Source organism: Microseira wollei NIES-4236, assembly GCF_020521235.1.
GTDB lineage: Bacteria > Cyanobacteriota > Cyanobacteriia > Cyanobacteriales > Aerosakkonemataceae > Microseira > Microseira wollei.
The window spans coordinates 12,865-31,512 of the sequence record NZ_BLAY01000031.1; the positions used below are offsets into that span (position 1 = coordinate 12,865).

At 47.7% G+C, this 18,648-nt stretch carries 21 protein-coding genes and 2 pseudogenes; 8 read left to right on the forward strand and 15 right to left on the reverse strand.

Features of this window, described 5'->3' with window-relative positions; genetic code table 11:
* Window positions 1-93: 93 nt before the first annotated feature.
* Window positions 94-564: pseudogene (locus tag MiSe_RS52635) on the forward strand (AAA family ATPase); the annotation flags it as partial.
* A gap of 72 nt (window positions 565-636) precedes the next feature.
* A complete protein-coding gene (locus tag MiSe_RS52640; protein WP_373872782.1) occupies window positions 637-825 on the forward strand; it encodes a hypothetical protein in 189 nt (62 codons plus the stop codon).
* 35 nt (window positions 826-860) lie between these two features.
* On the opposite strand, the gene MiSe_RS12105 is transcribed toward MiSe_RS52640, so the two are convergent.
* The 5 genes and pseudogenes from MiSe_RS12105 to MiSe_RS12125 all read right to left on the reverse strand — a co-directional run bounded on the left by MiSe_RS12105 (window position 861) and on the right by MiSe_RS12125 (window position 4,444).
* Entirely contained in the window at window positions 861-1,409 is a 549-nt protein-coding gene (locus MiSe_RS12105; RefSeq protein WP_226579337.1) for a hypothetical protein, read from the reverse strand.
* Window positions 1,410-1,425: 16 nt separating this feature from the next.
* Window positions 1,426-2,625: an XRE family transcriptional regulator gene (locus MiSe_RS12110; RefSeq protein WP_226579340.1), complete on the reverse strand. Its 1,200-nt coding sequence runs from the start codon at window positions 2,623-2,625 to the stop codon at window positions 1,426-1,428.
* 127 nt (window positions 2,626-2,752) lie between these two features.
* Window positions 2,753-3,832 (reverse strand): RNA-guided endonuclease InsQ/TnpB family protein, encoded by a 1,080-nt coding sequence (locus tag MiSe_RS12115; protein WP_226579343.1) that lies wholly within the window; start codon window positions 3,830-3,832, stop codon window positions 2,753-2,755.
* Window positions 3,823-4,059 (reverse strand): annotated as a pseudogene (locus MiSe_RS12120) (recombinase family protein); the annotation flags it as partial. The pseudogene MiSe_RS12120 and the gene MiSe_RS12115, both read right to left, overlap by 10 nt.
* A 64-nt stretch (window positions 4,060-4,123) precedes the next feature.
* Window positions 4,124-4,444: a hypothetical protein gene (locus tag MiSe_RS12125; RefSeq protein WP_226579346.1), complete on the reverse strand. Its 321-nt coding sequence runs from the start codon at window positions 4,442-4,444 to the stop codon at window positions 4,124-4,126.
* A 243-nt stretch (window positions 4,445-4,687) separates the two neighbouring features.
* Here MiSe_RS12125 and MiSe_RS12130 point away from each other — a divergent pair, with 243 nt between their 5' ends.
* Complete coding sequence (locus tag MiSe_RS12130; protein WP_226579348.1) at window positions 4,688-4,936, forward strand: hypothetical protein; 249 nt, start codon at window positions 4,688-4,690, stop codon at window positions 4,934-4,936.
* A gap of 67 nt (window positions 4,937-5,003) precedes the next feature.
* Here the strand turns inward: MiSe_RS12130 and MiSe_RS12135 are convergent, their stop codons facing one another.
* The 6 genes from MiSe_RS12135 to fraC all read right to left on the reverse strand — a co-directional run bounded on the left by MiSe_RS12135 (window position 5,004) and on the right by fraC (window position 8,976).
* Entirely contained in the window at window positions 5,004-5,378 is a 375-nt protein-coding gene (locus MiSe_RS12135) for a DUF5615 family PIN-like protein (protein ID WP_226579351.1), read from the reverse strand.
* Window positions 5,379-5,429: 51 nt separating this feature from the next.
* Window positions 5,430-5,612: a DUF433 domain-containing protein gene (locus MiSe_RS53755; protein ID WP_444980489.1), complete on the reverse strand. Its 183-nt coding sequence runs from the start codon at window positions 5,610-5,612 to the stop codon at window positions 5,430-5,432.
* A 289-nt stretch (window positions 5,613-5,901) separates the two neighbouring features.
* Window positions 5,902-6,105, reverse strand: a complete 204-nt coding sequence (locus MiSe_RS12145) for a hypothetical protein (RefSeq protein WP_226579358.1) — start codon at window positions 6,103-6,105, stop codon at window positions 5,902-5,904.
* Between the two features lie 308 nt (window positions 6,106-6,413).
* Window positions 6,414-7,193, reverse strand: a complete 780-nt coding sequence (locus tag MiSe_RS12150; RefSeq protein ID WP_226579360.1) for an ABC transporter permease — start codon at window positions 7,191-7,193, stop codon at window positions 6,414-6,416.
* A gap of 201 nt (window positions 7,194-7,394) precedes the next feature.
* A complete protein-coding gene (locus MiSe_RS12155) occupies window positions 7,395-8,384 on the reverse strand; it encodes a DUF5357 family protein (protein WP_226579362.1) in 990 nt (329 codons plus the stop codon).
* Window positions 8,385-8,403: 19 nt separating this feature from the next.
* A complete protein-coding gene (gene fraC, locus MiSe_RS12160; protein WP_226579365.1) occupies window positions 8,404-8,976 on the reverse strand; it encodes a filament integrity protein FraC in 573 nt (190 codons plus the stop codon).
* A 109-nt stretch (window positions 8,977-9,085) separates the two neighbouring features.
* Here fraC and MiSe_RS12165 point away from each other — a divergent pair, with 109 nt between their 5' ends.
* A complete protein-coding gene (locus MiSe_RS12165; protein WP_226579367.1) occupies window positions 9,086-10,219 on the forward strand; it encodes a cob(I)yrinic acid a,c-diamide adenosyltransferase in 1,134 nt (377 codons plus the stop codon).
* 161 nt (window positions 10,220-10,380) lie between these two features.
* On the opposite strand, the gene MiSe_RS12170 is transcribed toward MiSe_RS12165, so the two are convergent.
* Window positions 10,381-10,599, reverse strand: a complete 219-nt coding sequence (locus tag MiSe_RS12170; protein WP_226579371.1) for a hypothetical protein — start codon at window positions 10,597-10,599, stop codon at window positions 10,381-10,383.
* Between the two features lie 175 nt (window positions 10,600-10,774).
* Here MiSe_RS12170 and MiSe_RS12175 point away from each other — a divergent pair, with 175 nt between their 5' ends.
* The 4 genes from MiSe_RS12175 (at window position 10,775) to MiSe_RS12190 (ending at window position 13,128) form a co-directional block, all read left to right on the forward strand.
* Window positions 10,775-10,975, forward strand: coding sequence for a helix-turn-helix transcriptional regulator (locus MiSe_RS12175; RefSeq protein ID WP_307731357.1), 201 nt, complete (start codon window positions 10,775-10,777; stop codon window positions 10,973-10,975).
* Window positions 10,976-11,051: 76 nt separating this feature from the next.
* Entirely contained in the window at window positions 11,052-11,270 is a 219-nt protein-coding gene (locus tag MiSe_RS12180) for a helix-turn-helix transcriptional regulator (RefSeq protein ID WP_226579376.1), read from the forward strand.
* 318 nt (window positions 11,271-11,588) lie between these two features.
* Complete coding sequence (locus MiSe_RS12185; protein ID WP_226579379.1) at window positions 11,589-11,798, forward strand: hypothetical protein; 210 nt, start codon at window positions 11,589-11,591, stop codon at window positions 11,796-11,798.
* Window positions 11,799-12,126: 328 nt separating this feature from the next.
* Entirely contained in the window at window positions 12,127-13,128 is a 1,002-nt protein-coding gene (locus MiSe_RS12190; RefSeq protein WP_226579382.1) for a hypothetical protein, read from the forward strand.
* Window positions 13,129-13,180: 52 nt separating this feature from the next.
* On the opposite strand, the gene MiSe_RS12195 is transcribed toward MiSe_RS12190, so the two are convergent.
* The 3 genes from MiSe_RS12195 to MiSe_RS12205 form a co-directional block, all read right to left on the reverse strand.
* Window positions 13,181-15,934 (reverse strand): chloride channel protein, encoded by a 2,754-nt coding sequence (locus MiSe_RS12195; RefSeq protein ID WP_226579385.1) that lies wholly within the window; start codon window positions 15,932-15,934, stop codon window positions 13,181-13,183.
* Window positions 15,935-16,013: 79 nt separating this feature from the next.
* The gene (locus MiSe_RS12200) at window positions 16,014-17,327 is read right to left on the reverse strand and encodes a TldD/PmbA family protein (protein WP_226579388.1); all 1,314 of its coding nucleotides are present in this window, start codon (window positions 17,325-17,327) and stop codon (window positions 16,014-16,016) included.
* Between the two features lie 362 nt (window positions 17,328-17,689).
* The gene (locus MiSe_RS12205) at window positions 17,690-18,553 is read right to left on the reverse strand and encodes a Tab2/Atab2 family RNA-binding protein (protein ID WP_226579490.1); all 864 of its coding nucleotides are present in this window, start codon (window positions 18,551-18,553) and stop codon (window positions 17,690-17,692) included.
* Window positions 18,554-18,648: the final 95 nt, after the last annotated feature.

Sequence of the window (18,648 nt, forward strand, 5' to 3'; positions counted from 1 at the left end):
CCAACGCCCCGTAAATCGATAAAGTAGAGCTAAAGGGCAGTAACAGGGGGAAGGCAATGAGTGACCTATTCAAAGCAACTGGCGAAAACCTGAGAGGAAAAAATTCAAACCGGAGAACTCAAGGCGGATGTGCAATTCGCTACAAGCACTCGTCCGATGAGCAGTATTCCCCGCGCTGGTAATATTCCCCGTCCTAGTAACAGCAATATCGGCACAAGTCCCATTCGCACTCAACCAACTCCTAGTTCTACCCGATCAGATCCAGTTACAGCACCCCAGACAGCAACAAGTCCCTCTCTGAAAGATGTGGGCGGACTTGGGGAAGTTCTCAAAGAACTAAAAGAATTAATCGCGATTCCTTTAAAACGTCCCGAATTACTAGCCAAACTCGGACTAGAACCTAGACGCGGCGTTTTATTAGTTGGCTCTCCCGGTACTGGAAAAACCCTCACCGCTCGCGCTTTAGCTGAAGAATTGGGAGTCAATTACACTGCCATAGTCGGGCCAGAAGTTGTGGGCAAATATTACAGTGAAGCCGAACAAAGATTGCGAGAAATAGTAGATTTACCCAATTTAGAAAGCCGTTTGGCGATTTGGCAAGTTCACAATCACGATCGTCCCTTGCAAGATGTAAATTTGACACACTGGGCAGAAGTGACAGAAAGTTGGAATGGGGCGGATTTGGCGTTGCTGGGCGATCGCGCAGCGGTAGAAGCAATTCGGCGCTATCAGCATCAAGGCATGACAGATCCGGCAGCAATTCGCATTACAACCGATGATTTTGATTGTGCCTATCAAGTTTTGAGCCAACAACGCCCGGTTTAACTTCTGTGGCTAATGGCGGAGTTGACCGTTCACTTTCAATTGATTAGACTTTCCCACCAACTTCGCAACGGGTGGGTTTTCTGGGGCATATAGTGCCCTTTAAGCCGAACAGCATTGAACAAATCCCGTAATGTTTGAGCATCAAGAGCTGCTTCCTCTGACCAATGTTTGATAATCTCTAAGGTAGATAAAACCTGAAGGTAAGGAGCCGTTCGCTGAAAAAACGCGATCGCCTTCTTGTCGTCAGTCGCTATGGCCCATCTTCGGTGAACGGCGATCGCGCAGGTTGCAGATTCGCCGTCACCCAGAATAGTGGAGTAGTTTACAAACGATTCCGCCTCATCTTCTGACTCAAAATCCACGACTGTAAGTAGATTCTGTTCAATCGCTGTCTCGAATTGAGTCGCACCATCGTTTTCCTCTTGCTCAAGACGCTGGAGCGTTTTTAACTCCTGCTCTCGGACAACCTGGGTAACTGCAACCTGAGCAGGAATAGACTTGAGAATTGCCAGCAATTGACCTGAAGCAGAAAAGTTTAGAATGCAGCAAGCATCAAGAAGAATGTGGGAGCCAACAATATGCATAACTTAACTTCTCCCATTATTCCTGCATCTGGATCAGGTTGAAATCAGAGGCTTCCTCCATCATTCCGCTTGAATGTTCCCGCAATTTCTCTGCGATGCGACGAGCCTCCAAGCGGTCAACTAAGAGGAAATCTGCAAAACGCCCTTCAGTAATCAGACCCCGATCCAGCGCCTCAATCGCAAGATGCTGATAGTGAAGCGTAGTTATATCAGTGCGCTGTGGGATTTCCTCTAAACCAAGTTCTTGCTGCACCTTCCTTACCTTTAATCCCCGATCGCGCAATCGCTCCCAAGTTCCGGATGGCACAAGTTCCAGCTCTTCTAATCGATAAACAAGCGCTTCTACCGACACACCGTAGTAATGGGCTAGTGTGAATAAATGAGTTGGAGTAAACTTCCCATGCGAACGGTACATATCGTTGAACCGTTTGAGCAGACTGCTAGTCGGCATCAGGAAATATTTTGGGAAGGTGTCAGCTAGTCGCTCGCTTTCTGGAATTCGCTGGTACTGACCCTCAAAGTCCAATACAGGCTTTCGCCGATGTGCGAGAAAGTGAAGATATTCATGAGCCAGCGACCAACGTCGCCGCTCTTCTGGATGATTAGCATTTATTGCTATGCAACCGCCAAGTCGTTCGTCGTAGCTGTAAACTCCTGAGTATTTTGGTGGCATTTCTAAATAGAAGATGCGGAGTCCAACATCCTGCTCTAGAATGTCCCGCAGACGTGAAATGGGGCTATCTCCTAGTCCAAGTCTTTGACGTTCTGCGATCGCTATGCTTTCCGCAGCAGCTTTGATCGGCATATTCGTCACCTCATACTCACGAGGATAATTCTGCGGGAGTGGTGCATCCATAATTTCCTCAAGTTCCAGATAATTCCGGCAGAACTCCTCTAAAAGCCGAATTGTTGGTTCAATCTGTGCTTCTTCGCCTTCGCTGCGCTGATATGCTGCTCGGAACTGCATCTCGAAAGGCTGAACCACAGGGCGAGGTCGAACAAATTCACTAACAGATCGTCCGTAAGCACGGGCAAGCTTAATTAGTTCAGTTGCCTTAAGACGGCGCTCTCCTTTCTCAATGGCAACAATAGTGGTGCGTGCAACATCAATGACCTTAGCTGCATCAGATTGAGTCATACCGCACTTTTTACGTGCCTGTTGAAGAAGTTCTCCCAGGGTTCGCAGGTCAATGTTGTCAAGGATATTGCTAGTCATAATTTTTCCGTTACATAAAGCCTACCCAAAGTTACCCAAAGTTTGACAATATTGGACTTTGAGCTGCGTTTACTTTCTACTTCAACCTGGCGGTGTCGGCACTCACCAGTCCATAGACTATCCCCGTCTAACTGACGGTTTTTGACAAATTAATTGCCGCATTTAAGTCGCGGTCAATCTTAAATCCGCAATGGCTGCACTCAAACACTCGCTCACCCAAGGAGAGTGTTTCTTTTTTGGTTCCACAGTTAGAGCAATTTTTAGAACTTGGGAACCATCGGTCAACCACGATCAGCGACGAACCGTATAACTTACACTTGTAGGTCAACTGTCTGCGAAACTCAAAGAAACCCATATCGGCTATTGATGCAGCCAGCTTGCGATTAGCCATCATCCCGGATACATTCAAGTCTTCTATGACAACTACACCGTGGTTTTTGGCAAGTAGTGTCGTTAACTTGTGCAAAGTATCTTTGCGGATATTGGCGATTTTTTTGTGCAATCTCGCTATTTTTAGTTTTGCTTTCTTCCTGTTTGAACCGATGACTTTATGGCGATTTAGCCACTGCACTCTTGAGATTTTTGCTGCATATTTTTTGTAGGATTTGGCACCTAAGACAACTTCGCCCGTGCTGAGAGTAGCCAGTGCTTTAATACCTAAGTCAACTCCTACAACACTTGTATTGCCTAATTCCTGTAGTTCTACTTCAAATCTGAAGCTGATAAACCACCTGTCGGCTTGACGAGATATCGTGCAAGATTTAGTTAATACTTGTGGCAGCCTTTCATAAGTTTTAAGAATGCCAATTACGGGAACTTGTATTTGGTTGCTTCCCAAAATTTTGACCGTTCCTTCTAAGGTGAAAGAGTCACGTCGCCCTTTCTTCTTAAATCTCGGCACTCCGGCAGTCTTATTAAAACACCGTTTCCAAGCTTCTCGCAATGCCATTAATGCTTGCTGCGGTGTAGATTTAGAGCATTCGTAGTACCACTGATTTTCTGACTTTACCAAGGCTACTAACAATTTATGCAAGTCAATAGCTGTGGGAAACTTAAGTTTTTCATGAGGATTGGCGTTGTGGTCGAGAATGTTTTTGGTAAGCCACAATCCCCAATTCCAAGCATGACGCGCTACTCCAGAATGCTTAGCTAATAGTATGCGCTGCCCCTGATTCAATTTCAACTCTGTTTTGAAACCTAACAGCATCTTTCTACCTCTTTTGCAACTTGAGTCATGCCGTCAATCAGCTTCTTATTTTTCTGGCTTCTTGAACTATAAAGACGCGCCGAGAATACTGTAATGAGTTCAATCATATCCTGCACTAATTCTTGCTCAAATGTTACCTCTTCGTTGGTTTTTTTGATGATTACAACCTCTGTCTCAAACTCCTCACACATAGCGAATACCAGTTCCGCACCAAAACGTAAAAGTCGGGGTTAGACACCCGGAACTCTTCTCCTAAAAGCTCTGACACAACATCCCCTACCATAAGCAAAGTCAGTGGGTGAACAGAGCGGGAGCGATCCAACCCCACAGCAGATGCACGGTAAGGAAGGTTGGTCGATCGATCTCCATACTTAAAGCCGCCCAATTCACACAGATATTCTTACCAGCATTTTGCATAGCCCGTCCCAACATTTCCCCCATGCCCTTGGCGAGTACAACCGGAGTAGCACCTTTGCTCTTGATGTCTCGCATCAACGCTTCCATCGCCATCCAGGCACATTCGTTGAGATCGCGCTTTCCTTCACACAGCATCCGGTAAGGCTTTTGGTATAGCCCCGAAAGCTGATTGTGAACGATATCTCCGTCAGGCATAGTTTAACCTCCGGAAGTCTGAGCTTGCTTTCATAAGGAATTACGCAAAAAAATCCTGTTTTTATCAAAAATCGTCGGTTTGGTAGCTAAAAATCTCCGAACAAACCTAGTTTCTGGCCTTTTCCTGCGTAAGTTCTATTGATAACAAAGTTAGGCGATTTTTCTGACATTGTCAAATATTAAGCAAAATTTTAGAAAAAAATGTCAAAGTTGGCTCGCCTCTATATAGCGGATTGCAGCCGTATGAGGTATACCAAATGCGAAAGCGGCAGCAAAAATGGCAGCCGCTTTCGCATTCCTGCGCCAAAAGGCTGTACCAATACGAGTTTGCAATCGGCTGTACAGCGGATGGACATCACAGATGTCATCAGATTCTCGGAACAGAAACAGATGTGTCAAAAATTCTTGTCAATCAAAGAGCGATCGCTCGCCCTCCTATGCGATATGCCTCCGGCACGCTGGCGCGATCGCACAATTCACCCATCCAAGTAAATCTAGATGTGGGAATGGGTATTCTCTTAGCGTGCATGGATACGATCGCACCGACTAATTTCCCATTCTAAATTGTCTCAGTAGACGGTATTTTCAGCGCTCTCATCCGAATGCGATCGTCCTCAATGACGCTGAAATTTCCTGCCCAATCATCGCAAGATGAAATCGCAACCAGAACCTTTTGAGCAACGGCTGCACCGCAAGGGGCTTTAATCCGAAACAGGATGATGCCAATTGTGGCGGGTAACTGTACCCGGAAGGCAAGTTCGCCAAAGTCTTTGTCGAAAGTCAGCAGGATACGTTCTTCGGCTTGGGCAGGCTGAAGCACTTGTGCATCGGAAATGCCAGGGGCATCGGTGCGAATCCAACTAACATCGTGTCCAGCTTGCCGTAGGGCTTCTACAGCATCGCCTGGAAAGTTTTCGTTGGCGAGGAAGCGCATAGGTTAGGCAAACAGGGCGTAGACTTTTTCGGCTTTGAGAGCGGCACTAGCCTAGCCCAGACAGGCTTGGATGTCTTCGAGAGTGATGCCGGGGTAGTTGCGGAGGATTTCATCGGTTGTCCAGCCTTGCGCCAGCAGGTCGATGATGAATTCGACCGCAAGGCGGGTGCCTTTGATAATAGGTTTGCCGACGAGGATGTTGGGGTCGAGGGTGATGCGGCTTTGCCAGTCCATAGGTTGAGCTTGAACGCTTTGGTGTCTGTTCTCGTATTTTAAAAGTTGAGTTTTGGCTTTGCACCCGCTCCAGGATTGTTTGCAGTCGATAAACCCGATTCGTGGCAAGGTATCGCTCATCTAAATAAACCCAGATGTGGGAATGGGTATTCGGGTAGCTTACTTCTTTGCGATCGCAATTCCCTTCCAACCCTACAAATCATCAGTTACGCTACTATTTTCCCCCCTGGTTACAAGAGAAGTACCCACATGCGAGCGCTCACAGCAAGCCTACCCCAAAACCACCCAACTAACCCAATCTAACAACTATTTTACTGCTGTATATTGCTGATGATTCCAGCATACAGTTAGGAAATTTGCCGAGTTTATTCGCCTCCACAATTGTATTGCGGCATTCCAGCATACTCGACCCATTTCGCTGGGAAATTTCCCTCAAATTAATTAAAGGGGCGAGCAACAAAATCGGATTCGCCAACTTGATAACTTGCGTCATAGCGTCTACGAAGACCACAAACCCAGTACTCAACAAGCCCGCAAATAATTTTTGCGCTACCAAAACAAATTCCTTAACGAGATGCGTCGCTATTAGACTTCGACCGAATATAAAGTCAAGGGCAGGCAGGATGCCTACCCCACAAGAGATATGGTCGAAGTATATTACAAGCTGCTTTGAGTGCCAACCAGCCCTACCCAATCTAACCGTAAAGGTGGGGCGGGAGCGTCTTTTATATCCTTTCCCCTTGCATCAGAGCAATTAGCAATTAGCCATTAGCAATTACCAATTACCAAGTTTGATATAAACTAAAACTCGCGCCGAGAGAAAACAATAATTGCGATTGACAACAGCATCACAGTATAAAGCAATGCGTAGGCTGCATTTTCCAGTAAAATAACAGGATTAGGTAAAACTCCAACCCCGTATACCGCCTGATTTTTTAAGTCCAATCGCGATAAATCTGGCAAAACAAGGTAAAGTCCTCGCACAAAACCCTCGATATTGGGGTTTTTGGATAGCTGCCCCAATTTAATTAAATCTGGACTTAAATGTCCCATTAAGTAAATCCCAAAAGTGAACAGGGTAGCAAGCAGCGAACTCGTAAAAACGCCAAATAAAATAGCTACAGCAGTGAGTAGGGATAGCTCAAAAAACAGATACAGAACTGCGATTAAAATGCTATCCAAAGGGAAAGAAACGCGCTTGACTAACAGCACTACCAGATAAATTACCGTCATCAAGGCTAATAATACAGCCAGCACCGCTGATAATCCCAAGTGCTTGCCGATAATAAACTCTGCGCGACTGACAGGTTTTGCTATTAAGACTAGGACGGTTTTCTTTTCAATTTCTTTATTAACCAGTCCGGTGCCTACAAATACAGTGACGATTAAGCCCAATACTCCCATAGCAGCCAGACCCAGATCCAGAAGCATTTTATTTTCCGTACCCGTCGCTACTTCTGGGAGTAAGACCATCGCAGCGAGTAATAAAATGGCAAATAAGCCGATTAGGTAGAGGACGCGATCGCGAATCACTTCGCGAAATACGTGAGTTGCGATCGCCAAAGTTCTGCCCAGAATCATATCAATTTGGTAATGGGTAATTGGTAATTAGTAATTGGTACAGCAGATTGTAAGCGAGTAAGGGACAGCGTTTTCGCTTCGTTTGTCAAGCGCGCAGCATTAATGCTGCCGCTACACAAACTTGCGCCTTACCTCATACGGCTGCAATCCGCTATAATTGATTGGCTTTTTTCCCATGACGTATGACCGATTACCCATTACCTAATTTTTCTTCTTTTCTTGGGGTGATTTGAGGTTAAGTAGTCCGCGCGCTGGCTGACTTACAGGACTACATTGTAAATCGCTGAGACTCACAGGCGATTCCGCCGCTGCGCCTCGACGCCTAGATAGAGTAACTCTACAGGATTTTCTCAAATGATAGCCTTCAACTCTGGTACCGGGGCCGCGCCAGTTGGCTAACAGATTCAAATTATATCCTGAGTCTCTTGTGGAAACATCAGCTCCGTATTCCCACAGTGCGTCTTCCTCAACTCTAGGAAGTTCTTTTTGCGTCACTTCTTCCGACAGTTTAACCACCCTATCGTTGGCAGTTAATAACCATCGCTCTACGTCAGGCCAAACTTTACCATCTATCTGATTTTTCAAGCGGGATTCTATGGCGTCGAGGACTAAATTCCCCCTGGGAACCGAATTTGAACCGAAGGCAACTTTGTTCACAAAAAAGCTGCGACCCAACTCATCTGCTGCGATGCTAGGATATTGTTGTAACCAGCCTTGGAGCATAAAGCCAAATAATAGCCAACAACTTAAAAGTAGGTTAATCAAAAGCAAAATAGTCAGGTTTTGGCGCACCCCTGGATTTGGAGTTTTGAGTTTTAAGCCTTCCTGCCAAAATTCAGGGATTGCCGCAACTGCTGCTGATACTATAGGCCAAGCAATAACACCTACTGCTAGCAGTGCTGGATTGCCCCAAAAGCCAAATAAAAGCAGACAAATTAACGCTCCAGTTACCCAAGAACCTATAGAAATTCCCTGAATCGTTATCGGTTCTTTTATTGTGTACCACGCTACGCCAATAATTAATAGTACCCCGCTCACAACAGCCATAATCGGCAGGAATGCTATTGCAGAAATACCCAGAATTACACTCGCTAATATTAGCGTTTGCCAAGACCATATTTTTGGCGGTTTAAAATTCTTGAGTACCTGGAGCAGGTAGGTAATTATTTGGTTTAAAATCTTCGTATCCATAAGCACGCTCGCTGTTTTGTTATTTAATCCCAAACATATTTGTTAAGAACAACATGAATAAAATCCCAGTCCCGCTATAAGCATTGGCTACCAGAATTGTGCTTGAGGTTATGCGTGCCTTAGCAGAATCGTAATATCTTTTGTACAAAGAACTTGTGATTGTGGGGCTATATTTATTCCCCTGTTTTTCTTCTTGTTCTGCCGGTGTTGCTGCTTTCGCTAAGTTTCGCCACACATCTAAAAATACCAATTCAGCGATTAAAATAAATACAAAACATAAAAATACGATTAAAGCAACTTCCCCATATACTAGACCTGTGGGGACAGTTGAATTTTCGACAATGTTATTAAAAAATATGAAGGTGATAATTTGTTTTTTCAGATTGGTGGACAAGAACCGCTGAACGGCAAAGAAAACCAGCCAGCCGAGACAAGTGGAAAATAAATTCAGTCCCAGGGAATATTCTATACTAGCTTTACGGCTGAGTTTCCATTGCTTTTGGAAAACCAAGGCTTCAATCGCGATCGCCAGTGACAAAAATAACATCTGAAATACAATCGCCCGCAGAGGCAACACAAAATAAAACGACATGGATTACCCTCCATACACTCCAACTTGGTGGTTGAGCGGTACCTGCGAATTCTACCATCTCGCAGCAAATTTATAAAAAAGGTTCTAACCCCAACTATAATGAAGATTTATGAGCAGAATCGGCATCGGCATTCGCACGGCGGTGGCGCGGACTGAGCGCATCGCAGGTCAAATTCACGTCTACGACGGTGCGGGGAAAGGCAAGTCAAGGGCGGCGTTGGGTGTGGTATTGCGGTCGATAGGTCTGGGAATCGACGCCACAGCGCCTGCTAGAGTATTGCTGCTGCGTTTTCTCAAAGGGCCGGAACGTACATACGACGAAGATAGCGCGATCGCAGCCCTACAACAAGGTTTTCCCCATCTGATAGACCAGGTTCGCACGGGTAGGGCAGAATATTTTGGTGCAGATGAAATTACTCGCTTTGATCGGCAAGAAGCTCAACGCGGGTGGGATGTAGCTAAAGGCGCGATCGCTTCAGGACTATATTCGGTGATCGTTTTAGACGAACTCAACCCAGTGCTAGACTTGGGCTTGCTGCCGGTGGATGAAGTCGTCCACACCCTCAAGCACAAACCAGAATACTTGGAAATTATCGCCACAGGTCGAGGCGCACCGCAAGCGCTGCTGGAAATTGCCGATCTGCACTCGGAAATGAAACCCCACTTTCACCCAAAAGCGATTGAACGGGGAATCGAAGGGATTGAAATCTATACGGGTGCGGGTAAAGGAAAATCTACCAGCGCCTTGGGGAAAGCGTTGCAGGCAATTGGCAGGGGAATTAGTCAAGACCAGTCGCACCGCGTCTTGATTTTACAATGGCTCAAAGGTGGAAGCGGATATACCGAAGACGCAGCGATCGCCGCACTACAGCAATGCTATCCGAATTTAGTCGATCATCAGCGCTGCGGTGGAGATGCGATCGTTTGGCGGGGACAACAGCAGGAACTAGACTATGTAGAAGCAGAACGAGGCTGGGAAATTGCCAGAGCAGCGATCGCTTCTGGACTCTACAAAACCATTATCCTCGACGAACTCAACCCTACCGTTGACCTGGAACTGCTACCAGTAGAACCAATCGTACAAGCTTTGTTAAGAAAACCCCGCGATACTGAAGTCATTATCACGGGGCGTTGCCTCAATCCACCAGATTACTTCGACCTCGCCAGCGTTCATTCCGAAATGATTTGCCACAAACATTATGCCGATCGAGGCGTTCAACTCAAGCGAGGCGTAGATTTTTAATCGTCGTGTAGGGGCACGGCATTAATAACGTTATCTGTTTTTGCCAGAGATCCTTGTTGCCGTGCCCCTACTGCGTCAATGGCGTCGTCTTGTAGGGGCACGGCATTACTAACGTTATCTGTTTTTGCCAGAGATCCTTGTTGGCGTGCCCCTACATCTAACTAGCGACCTGAAGATCTGTAGTGGGTGTCAGCTGGTTGCGGCTGTAGCACGTCAGCGTTGAACATCACCACAAATGTTGCGTTGGGAATCAGGCGACGCAGAATCTCCAGATGACCGTCTGCATCAGAGCGATTGCGGAACTGACCAACTGTCACCCGTTGCAAGTTGGGCAGCAGGCGAACCAGCACCCAAGCGTTAAGGCGTTCTTTGTAGGGCATAATTAACTTGTCTCCGTGTGTAATTGGAGCCAGAGCCAGCGTCGTTCCCTGCAAAGTTCGGGCGCTGGCTCGTGACATGAACCCATATTACAAATAAACTTAGGGTTTTGTCTACATAGATAAAGTAAAATATAGTGAAGGCAATTGGCAGGCAATGAACTCAAGCCGCGAGCTGATGAGGCTAAGGAAACGACTGGGATTGACCCAAAAACAAGTAGCAGATGCTGTGGGCGTTACAGACCAAACTGTAAGTAATTGGGAAGCTGGCAGATTTGAACCCAGGCTCACTATTAGTCAGATGCAGGCTTTGTGTCGTGTCTTGCAATGTTCCTTAGATGAACTTCCTAGCTTCACTGATGCAGAGAAGTCGGAGTGAGAAGGACATTAGCGATCGCATAGATGACGCCAGCAAAGAAAGAATTTGCTTAAGTAGATGAGGGAATAGGACAGGAATGGCAAGTTTGGGGGAAAAGCTCAAACAAAGAAGAGAATTGCTCAATGTGACTCAGCGGCAAATTGCTCTTGAGTTGGGCGTAACTGTAACTACAGTGCAAAACTGGGAAGCTGGCAGATATATCCCAAAGCTCTCTCCCAATCAAATGAAAGCTTTGTGTGAGCTTCTAAATTTTACACCTAAACAAAGCGGTATACCTGGTAGCCCCGAAGGATGAAGCTCAAGAAATTTAATTTCTTGAGCTTCATCCGGTATTTATATCGGGGCGGAAAGGTTACACGGGCGAATTTATTCGCCGTCTATGTTGTATTCCCTTGCCCAATTTTCTACAAGTTCACTAATGCTTGTAGAGTGCTTTGTTGCTATCCTTTGCAATCTATTCCATGCTGTAGGAGTCAAATATATTCGATGAGATTCTTTAAGCTCTGAATGGATAGCAGGTTGATTTCTTACTCTTTTTTTCCCTTACCTGTTGAAATATTAGAAGTGGTACGCTATTCTAAATACAGAATAGCAAATAAGGAGGTGATTTGAAATGGCTCGGAAGAAAACCCCATCATTCATAACTGAAATCCCATTAATTGTGGATAGCAAGCAAGAAAAAGAGTTGTTGTCAAAGCTTGAGGCATCTAGACAACTATATAACGCTTGCCTTAATGAAGCAATAGTTAGGATGGAGTTGGTACGTAATTCCGAGGCATTTAAGGCTGCTAAAAAAAATATCAAATCAAAGAAAAAAGATTGATGCTTTTAGTGCGGCACGTCAAGCTTACCGTTATTCCGATTACGATATACAAGCCTATGCCACGATAGTAGCAAAATCATCAAAATGGATTGCCGAAAAAATTGATTCCAATACTCAACAGACGATTGCTAAAAGAGCATTCCTAGCATCAGAAAGAGTCATATTTGGACGGGCAAAAAAAGTTCGATTCAAAGTACCCAGCCGTTTCCGTTCTGTTGAGGGTAAAACCAATAAGCAAGGTATACGCTGGAAAGATAATCAATTGTGTTGGGGTAGCTTAAAGCTACGCTCAATCATTGATGAGTTAAATCCAGTTATCATGCATGGGTTGCAATCTCCTATTAAGTATGTCCGCATATTATGGAGGGAATCAAACGGTAAACGTCGTTGGTATGCTCAAATTATCAATGAAGGACAACCATATCAAAAAGAAAAAAATTATGTTTCTGATGGTTTGATTGGGCTTGACCTAAACATTTCTAACATTGCTTTTGTCGGTGATAAAAAAGCAGGCTTGTTACCTGCGGAAAAAGTACCCACATACGAGCAAGAAATTGCTGTAATACAAAGAAAAATGCAGCGCTCCCAACGGGTAAATAATCCAGACAATTACGAGCCAGACTCAGAAATCAAGAGAGGACATCGTACCGTTAAGAAAAAAGGTAAAGTTAAAAAAGGCAAGCGTGAATGGAAGCGTTCTAGAAATTACAAGAAAGCGGCTAGAAAGAAACATGAGTTACAACGCAAAAAGGCAGCATATGCCAAATATAAGAATCGTGAGATAGTAAACGGAATCTTACGATATGGTAAAAATATTAAGACTGAGCGTGTCTCAGTAAAAGGCTGGCAGAAACGATACGGTAAAGCTATTTCTGCCAAATCTCCAGGATTTGTACAATCAGAGCTTTTCCGCAAAGCTGAGAATGCTGGTGGGTCTGTTCACAAGTTCTCTACTCAAAAAACTGCACTATCGCAAACTCATTTAGATGGTAGTCGTACTAAGAAATCGCTATCTGAACGAGTTCATCATGATGCAACTGGTATTGAAATGCATCGCGATCTGTTTAGTGCGTATTTGAGTAGGTACGTTAATCAAGACGATAAACTGTCATTGCAAGATGCCCGTGACGGGTATCGTGGGGCGGAGTCGCTCCTATTGGAGGCATGGCAGGAGTCTCTAAACCGCAAACAAGTAAGCTCGTCTGAAAGTGGGTTGATTGCCCCAGAGCGGCTCTCCGACAAGCTGAAAAACGTTGACCAGATAGCCAACGCGCGGGAGTTCGGGCAACAAGTCAACGCCAACTTTCAGCCAGAATCCACGAGCTTATAGCTCGTGGTGTGGCTCAATAGAGGATTTAGCAGATTGATCCAGTATCCACGCATCAAAATTTGCCTCGAACTAGAATCACCGTACAATCACAACCACGAGCGATCGCACAGGGAATATTCCCCTTAATTGCCTGTTCCAGGAAACCCTCGCGGGAAGCACCCAGCAGAACAACATCGGACCCGTCGAATTGAGCCAGCTGCGTCACCGCTTCTGACACTGAATTGCCTCGGATGTGAGTTCCCAGGACGGGAATGGGTGCCTTTCGCCCAGACTTACCTTTCCAAACACCGGAGTGAGAGTCTAGTTGCTGCCGTAAATTTTGGGCAGCGCGATCGAGTACCGGCGTAATCGGTATGGCTTCAGAGGGTTTGAAAACCTGGCAAAGTCGGATTTTGGGCGCATAACCCAGGGCAACGAGTGCCGGAAGGAGTCGAACAGCGCACTCGGCATTGGGACCACCCCCCATCGGCACCAACCAGCGATCCCATAAGGGAATCGGACATTGGGCATAGGAAGAAGACGCGGTGACAGGGAGACGCGGCGACGCGGTGACATCTTTACTCTCTGCGTCAGAGTGTCCCCGCGCCTCCCTGTCTTCTTCCCCATTACCCCGCGTAGCACCCAATTTGACCAGAACCACCTCGCAGGCGGCTTGCCGAATCGCGGTATCGATCGCACTGCCAAAAATGCGACCGGGGCTGGGGGGTTCGGCATTCCAGCCCATGACGAGTAAATCGATATGCTCAATTTCGATCGTTTCTAAAATCGCAAAAGCCACATCGTGGGCGACGCGCACCTCTGTGTGAACCGGCAAGTGCCACTGGCGCCCGATACTTTCTGCCTTTCGCAGCAAGCGGCGGCTAGAGGTCGTCCGCACGGGGGTTTCTTCCGGAGAGTTATGGCGCCCGACTAAGATAATTTGCAGACAAACGAGTTCGTAGTCGCGATCGCGCGCAATAGCAGCCGCGATTTGCAACAGTGCATCGGCAGTGTGGGGGTTCGCCAACGGCACCAACAGACGACCTTTGCCCACCGATGGGGAACGTGTCTGATAAACTACATAAGAAGGTTGGGGACGCGGCCCAATCTCCATATTTTTACCCCCCAGCCGATCGGCTTCCACTCGAATAATATCGGCACGAGTAATAATTCCAACCAGCTTTCGACCCTCCACTACGGGTAACCGGCTGAGTTGATAGCGGTTGAGCAGATAAAGCACATCTGCCAAAGTCGCTTTAGTTCCCACCGTTACGGGTTTTGGCGTCATGATTGCTTCCAGGAGCGTATCTGGAGGCAGGGCGCGTCGATCGATAGCGGCTAGGTCGCTCTGGGTGATAATTCCTACCAACTTGCCGTTGTCAACGACGGGAAACCCTCGGTGATGCGATCGCGAGAACGCTTGCACCGCTTCATCAACCCTCATCTTGCTGCTGAGGGTTTCCACCCGTTGTTGCATCACATCTGATGCCTTCAGTTGGGTTAAAATCCCTTCCTTGGGGGTAGCTTTATCGAGTTTAATGCCGTTCAATTCCAAGATGCGGTCATAAATTGACCCAGATTTAATCGCGTCGGCAACTAGGTAGGAAGTAACAGAACCGATCATCAGCGGTAGCAGCAAATTAAAATCGGTCGTCATCTCGAATACGATGGCGATCGCCGTGATCGGGGCTTTGGAAACAGCGCCAAAAAATGCTCCCATCCCTGCCAAAGCGTAAGTCGTCGGCGTACCATATCCCACCATATTGGTTTCCAACAGTCCCACCAGGTAACCCAGCGCCGAACCCAACATCAAGGAGGGCGCAAATAAACCCCCCGGTGCGCCAGAACCAAAGGCGATGAGGGTGAGGCCGAATTGGGCGACAAAAGCGATCGCCGCCAACTGTGGGCTAGCTTCACCCGCGAGCAAAAATTCCCGCATTCCCGTGTTATCCCGGAAGAAAACCGGCAACAATGCCACAATGGCGCCAGAAACCATCCCAGCGAGTCCTACCCGGAAAGGCAAACTCAGTCGCACCACGCGCTGATAAAATTTCAAGCTGGCGAAAATCCCCTGACAAAACAGCGCCCCCAACAACCCGCAAGCGACTCCCAGCAACAGGTAAAAAGGGATTTCGGGTATGGAAAAGCTAGTTTGAGAAGCTGTCAATTGCAGGTTAAGTTCGAGCGATCGCCCGCCCAACAGTCGGGAAACCACCCCGCCGATAAACGAAGCCAAAATAGCCGTACCTAGGGTAAAGCTAGAGACATCGTGCAGCAGTTCTTCAATCGCGAACAACACCCCAGCCAGGGGTGCGTTAAACGCAGCGGCTAAACCCGCCCCCGCACCGGCTGCAATCATTTGGCGGCGGTGATCGGGAGAGGTGGGGATCAGGGCGCTGAGTTGTCCGGCTAAAGCCGCTCCCACTTGGACGGTAGGCCCTTGTCTGCCGATAGCCAATCCGGAACCCAGCGCCAAAATGCAGCTGAGTAATTTAACTAAGGCGACCCGTAAATCTAGGGCGATGGGAAAAGAAGCCAGCGCCGCCTTGACTTGGGGAATGCCACTCCCCTTCGCCTCGGTAGCAAAGCGATCCACCAACCAACCAGCCAAAAATCCGAACGAGAAGCCAACTGCTGGCAAGACTATACCAGCGGGTGCGAGGTGAGATACAGACACTCGCCATCCCCCAAGCCATCCCGATGCCACCTTCAGAAATACAGCCGCTAAAGCGGCAACTAAACCGATCAGACAAGCTTCGGCGATCGCCAACCGGCGTCTGGGGCGAAATGTCTGACGCAAGCCTTTGGGAATGGACAGAGGCCACATATTACGTAGTGGCTAATGGCTAATGGCTAATGGGCAATTAGCAATCAGCAATTAGCAATCAGCAATTACCCATTCCATATTAAGAACTTTTACCCGTTACGGATAAACCTTCAACAATCAAAGAGGGTGTAAAACAAGAACCGTTCCACTCCCCATCGCCTCCCAGTGCGACGAGTTGCTTGAGTGCTGCGTAGACGTTACCGGCTACCATCGTATCTTTGACCCGGCCTACAACTTGACCTCGCTGAACCCGATAGCCCAAATCCACGTTAATCGAAAAGTCCCCAGAAATCCCGGCGCCGCCGCCCAACATCTGATCCACGACCAATCCATCATCCAGCTGCTGCATCAAGTCGGGCAAAGTGCCAATACCCGGTTGCACGAGCATGTTATACAAACCAGGGGTGGGATAGCTGCCTAAATCCGGACGGAATCCGTTGCCTGTAGTGCCGCTACTCAGTTGGCGACCTGTGGTACGGTCGGTATAAAACAGCTGCAAAATGCCGTTTTTGATCAAGGTGAGGGGTTGGGTTTGAGTACCTTCATCGTCAAACGGGCAGCTGTAGGGGCCAGCTTCGGGTTGCTGGGAAACCGTGATATGGCGATGGGTGACAGCTAGGCCCAAGCGATCGCTCCAAGGGGAAGCACCTTCCAAAACCCGCTTGCCATTGAGGGCAGCCGAAACCGTTGCCCAGAGCATATCGGCGGCTTTGGCCGTAAACAAAACGGGGACGCGACCGATGGGGGGCGAGATGTTTTCTTTTGCCCAATCCAACCGCTGTAATATTTGCTGCGCTAATACCGCAGGTTCGAGTAGATCCCGTTGGGTTTGACCGTCGGAAACGCTTAAAAAATCCTCACCCCGCACCCATTCTGCTGCCACATAGCAGCTGAGCGTGGTATCCGTATAGCTGTAATCGAGTCCTTCTGAGTTAAGCAGGCGGGTGCTTTCAACTTCGCATTCCCACTCGCTGCTGACTAAGACTTCTGCGTGGACGTCTCGAATCAGCGCGATTGCTTCTTTTCCCCAAGTGACTAACTGTTCTACTGGCACCGCTTCTCCCAAGTCAGGATATGACTTTGTTGAGCCACTGGTCAGTTCCACAGTTTCGGGTTCGTTGAGAGAAGACAGCGCCATCGCTCGTTCTACTAAGGCTTGCGCTTCCAGCGGCCCATAAGCAACTGCTAAACCGGGACGTCCATCCAACCACAGCCGCAGCGCCGTTCCTTCAGATTGAGCGCTTTCTAGCTGCTTGAGACGGTTAGCTTCAAAAAATACTGGTTTAGTATGCGATCGCGACTGATAAACCTCAGCCGCTTGAGCCCCGGCTTTTTTGGCTAATTCGATCAGCTGTTCTGCCTGTGCCTCTTGTGGCAAATCGTGAGACCCCATATCCTGCCGTGGAATAGATTGGTGGAACCGCCAAGACCCTTAGAAAGGATAAAGCTTCAAGGATATAACCAGCCGCAGAAATCCCGCTCGCCCAAGCTTATCCTTGTCTGCTAATACCCCTCTAATGTCTTTCTGGTTAATTTTCCCAGTCTATGGGGATCAACTGAAATAGTTTTTCAACGGGTACTTGTTGAAGAGGACGGGTCGAATGGGAGACAAGGGAGAGCGGTGAGTTCTCCAGAAACATTCCCCCCCTCGACCTGTCCCCGAGTCCCCGAGTCCCCGAGTCCCCGAGTCCCCGAGTCCCCGAGTCCCCCCGTCCCCGAGTCCCCGAGTCCCCGAGTCCCCGAGTCCGTGTCTCGTCACCCATTCCCCAATTCCTGCAACAGCCAAAAACCGGCAAAAGATTCTGCTTGCGGATCGGATTGCACGGCTAAAAAATGCACCCCCTGTGCCTTCTGCTTCGCTTGTTCAAACCCTTTGGCTTCTGCTAGCAGCGCCCGATCTTTTAGATTCGCCAGTATCCAGCGATCGCTCACTCCCGTTTCCAGCAGCAATCGGTCTTTTTCACTGTCAATTTTGATACTTGCTAAATCCAACCCGGAGAGCCACCCAGCCAAGGGCAAGGCTCTAGGCGAGAAAATTATCAAGCCGGGAATCTTCGTATCCGGGGTTATTCCTAGATTTTTCCACGGAAAAGCTTCCCGAAAGTCAATTTCCCACTCGTGCATTTCCTCAAATGCCGATGCCTCTAAAGTTACAAATGCCCACTGCTGTCCCACCAAGGCATCCGGTAAAGATTCGGGTGCTTGGGTTGGCATTTGAACCGAAGGATTGGGGACATTTGCCTGAAAACCGGGATGGTTGGGGTATACTTCCCGCATCCGCGTATCGAGCCACCGATTCAGGGTAAACGTACGCCGACTGGGAGCGACTGAAATACCCAAATCATTGCAGGCTTTGGTAATCATGTTGTTCATTTGGGTGCGGAAAAAGCGGATTTTTTGGGGAGATTGCCCAGATTGAGCCATTGCCTCCTCTAGTGCCTGCCGCAACCACACAGAATTCACCTGCGTATTAGAACAATACTGAGCATAGCGGAAGGTAGACTCCGGCTCGTCCCGCACTTCTAGGGGACTTTCGCATATCAGCACTTCCCATACTTTTTTCTTGTTTTCGTCCAGGATTGGACGGGAATAGAAATCGAGTTCCCAAATTTTACCCATGCCGCGCTGTATCAATCTGGCTTCTGACTTCATCTTACCGCCTTGCGGGTTCATGGTTTCAGCCACTTCAACCGGCAGTATGGGTTGAATTTGAT